At 57.0% G+C, this 3,978-nt stretch carries 2 protein-coding genes; both read left to right on the top strand.

Translation table 11 applies throughout. The features are described 5' to 3' along the window. Positions 1-1,497 (top strand): aldehyde dehydrogenase family protein (locus DH10_RS35580; RefSeq protein WP_210327892.1); only part of this gene is annotated, 1,497 nt, incomplete at its 5' end. A gap of 259 nt (positions 1,498-1,756) precedes the next feature. Continuing rightward, complete coding sequence (locus tag DH10_RS35585) at positions 1,757-3,784, top strand: CocE/NonD family hydrolase (protein ID WP_192385935.1); 2,028 nt, start codon at positions 1,757-1,759, stop codon at positions 3,782-3,784. Positions 3,785-3,978: the final 194 nt, after the last annotated feature.

Raw genomic sequence — 3,978 nt, forward strand, 5'->3', positions numbered from 1 at the left:
GTCAAAATCAACTGTGAAAGCATGTCGAGTAGGGAAAGAAAGTCGATGAGCAGGGCAAGCAGCAAGTTTGCAAGCAACGAGAGTGATAGCCGCATGACGGATTCAAGACGTTTTTACTCACTGGTCAACGGGTCTCTTGTCCGTGACGGCTCGAAATTGAAGATCATAAACCCGGCGACGCAAGGCACTGCCGGGGTTGCAATAGTACCCGGAGCGAACGTTCTGCAGCAGGCGATCGACGCTGCTGACCGGGCTTTTGTGACTTGGCAGGCCGAACAGTGGGCGGTGCGCAGTGGTCTCCTCCTTGCTCTGGCCGACATTCTACGGAAGGGCGTTGAAGAACTTGCACGCCTTCTGACCCTGGAGCAGGGAAAACCGCTTCAGCAAGCTCGAAACGAAACTATCTCGTGCGCCGAATTTCTTGAGCACTGTTCAGGCCTGGAGTTGCGTCCTATCGTACTGAATAATAAGCCGGGGGCTTACGCGGAGCAATTTTTTGTGCCGTACGGCATCGTTGCAGGAATAGTGCCGTGGAATTTTCCGCTTGAGGCCGCAATATCTAAGATCGGCCCTGCAATCATCACGGGAAATTCTATAATCATTAAGCCGGCGCCTACCACTCCCTTGGCGACCCTGCGCTTAGGCGAACTCATTAAGGATGTTGTTCCGCCGGGGCTTATTCAGATCATCGCGGACGACGGATCACTTGGTCCAGAACTCGTCAGCCACCCGAGTATTGCAAAAATCTCTTTTACGGGATCCACCGCATCCGGCAAAGCAGTCATGACGTCTGCTGCTCAAGGACTAAAGCGTCTCACCTTGGAATTAGGTGGTAATGATCCGGCAATCGTGTTCGACGACGTCGACGTGGAGCGCGTGACGCAAGCCATTTTCAACGCGGCATTCCTCAATAGCGGACAGGTCTGTACTGCAATCAAGCGAGTCTATGTTCATGTGGCCATTGCTGATCGCTTCTGCGAATGCCTTGCCGATCTGGCGCGAAATGCAGTTGTGGGCGATGGCTTGGAAGACAATGTCACCGTTGGCCCCCTGCAGAACAAGGCCCAGTTCGATAAAGTTCTTCAATACATGGACGAGGCGGAGAAAGTCGGTCGCATTGTCGTGGGGGGCAAAACAACAGCTCTTGCCGGCTATTTCATCAACCCTACCATCGTGACAGATATCTCCGATGAAGCCTCTCTGGTCAAAGATGAGCAGTTCGGTCCGATTCTTCCGATCCTGACATTTACGGATGTCTGTGACGTTGTGCGCCGGGCCAACAGCACGCCTTTTGGTCTCACTGCTTCTGTATGGTCGGCCGACACAGATCGAGCGGCGCGGATCGCTCGGCGGTTGGACTTCGGAATAATATGGGTGAACAAGCATCTAGAGTTCAATTCGGACTATCCCTTCAGTCCCAGTAAGGAATCCGGCTTTGGTACCGAGGGGGGAATCGAGGGATTGAAGGAGTATGCTCAGTCCCGCCTGCTGAGCTGACATCTTGGTTTTTGGTAGAGCAAAAGACCACAGTTCCGGCCTAATTGGCGAAGGTCTTAACCCGTTCAGTGCTCCCAATCTCTGGGCCGATGCTGCTCACGACACCATCTATGCTGCGTCTCGAAGCTAGCTCTATTCATGGGGATCGCCATGTAAACATGCGCGCTGCTGTGCGACGATTTCCAGTATTCAGGTCCCGCTCAGGACCGGCAAGCGCGGCGCCGAGACAACTGCCGCAAGTCAAGAAGAGGTCCGTCCGATGAAAGACATCCGTGTGGTCACCGATTTCCCGCGCAAGGTCCGTGAGATCGAGAACCTGTGGATTCCAATGCCAGATGGCGTGAAGCTTGCGGCCCGCGTCTGGGTCCCTGAAGACGCCGAGGCCGATCCGGTCCCTGCCATCCTCGAATACCTGCCTTACCGCAAACGCGATGGAACGGTAGAACGGGACGCGCTCACCCATCCCTACTTCGCCGGGCACGGATATGCCGGCGTCCGGGTGGATATGCGTGGCACCGGAGACAGTGAAGGCATTTGCAAGGGTGAATATTTGAAGCAGGAACAGGACGACTGCCTGGCGGTAATAGAATGGCTGGCGAAGCAGCCCTGGTGTTCCGGCGCGGTGGGCATGATCGGCATCAGTTGGGGCGGTTTCAACGGACTCCAGGTCGCCGCGCGCCGTCCACCGGCACTCAAAACCGTCATTTCATTGTGCTCTACAGATGATCGCTATAATGACGACGTCCACTATCTCGGCGGCGCACAGATGATCGACAATCTGGACTGGGGCGCCACCGCCTGGGCGGTCGCCATGGCGCCGCCCGACCCACTCATCGTCGGCGACCGTTGGCGCGAGCTTTGGGAAGGCCGCCTAAACGGCAATGGCATGTGGATGCTTGATTGGTTCGAGCATCAGCGTCGTGATGAATTCTACATGCATGGTTCGATCTGCGAGGATTACTCCAGTGTGGAGATCCCGGTCTACTTGGTTGGCGGCTGGGCTGACAGTTACCCCAATCCGATCTTCCGCATGATCGAAAGACTGCCTGGCATTCGGAAGGGCCTAATCGGCCCGTGGGCTCACAAATATCCGCATTTCGCCATGCCCGGCCCGCGCATCGGGTTTCTAAAGGAATGTCTGCGCTGGTGGGATCAGTATCTCAAGGGCATCGACACCGGTATCGCCAACGAACCCATGCTACGGGCTTGGATGCAAGACCCGTATCCGCCGGCCGCCATCTATGATGAGCGCCCAGGCCGCTGGGTTGCGGAGCCGTCGTGGCCGGGATCCGGCGTCGGCGAACGCTCGCTCGCCCTTTCGCCTGGCCTCCTTGCTGAGGGGACCCGCAGCGACGACGTACTGACGATCTGTTCGCCTTCGACGGCGGGCCTCTCGTCTGGGAGCTGGACTGTCTTTGGCGTGTTTCCGCTCTTTCCGATAGATCAGCGCATGGAAGCTGGCAATGCGCTGGTCTTCGAAACGAAGCCTTTGGAAGAAGCCGTGGAGATTCTCGGCTTCCCGGAATTCGAGGTGAAGCTCGCCTCAGACAAGCCCGTTGCGATGATCTCGGCGACGCTGTCGCTTGTGATGAAAGACGGCGCAGCAACGCGCATTAGCTACGGCATTCTCAACCTCACGCATCGGCATGACGATCTCGAGCTCCAGCCAATGCGGCCGGGCAATCCCGAGACAGTGCGCTTCAAGTTGCGTTGCTGTGGCCAGCGCTTCGAGAAGGGTCAGCGCATCCGCCTTGCCGTCGCTACGGGCCATTGGCCAATCGTCTTCCCAGGGCCGGAGAAGGCGACGCTGTCCATCCACTGCGCCGGAAGCAGGCTGATTCTTCCGGTGCGCAAGCCGCAACCAGTGGATGTAACGCTTGCTGCTTTTGAAGGAGCGGAGGGCGCAACGCCGATGGTGCAGGAAGTGATCAAGGCAAGCGAACCTTTCCGGCGCGAGGTGACGACTAACCAGGTTACCGGCGAAGCCACTTACACTGTCGTCAACGATGGCGGAACTGTTCGTCATCCGCATACCGGAATTACTTTGTCGGCAAGGCAGACAAGCGTTTTCATCATCCATCCGGACGATCCGAATTCGGCACGGGCAACCGTGACTTGGGAAAAGTCCTACGTCCGCAGCGACTGGGACGCCAGAGTTATGGTTTCGGCGACGGTACGCGCGCTACGTGATGTCTGGCGAATCGACACTCAACTCGTTGCGCGTGCTGGGGACTTGGTCGTCGTTGATCGGGAAGAGGTCAAGGAGTTTCCACGCGATCTGAACTGAGAAGATAAACCCCGGCAACGCTCGCCGCAGGTCGAATTCTGCAGGAGCGAACTCCGATGATACGTTATGAGAAAGGCCAGGACGGATTACGGAAGTGCGGTAACCAACGGCGTTCATTGTCAAGCCGATTGGTGACCATCTCCTTTTCACGATGCTGCCATCCCGTCCGTCACGCAACAGGAATGACCTCTTCC

The sequence above is a fragment of the Mesorhizobium silamurunense genome (genome assembly GCF_014843825.1).
Lineage (GTDB): Bacteria > Pseudomonadota > Alphaproteobacteria > Rhizobiales > Rhizobiaceae > Mesorhizobium > Mesorhizobium silamurunense.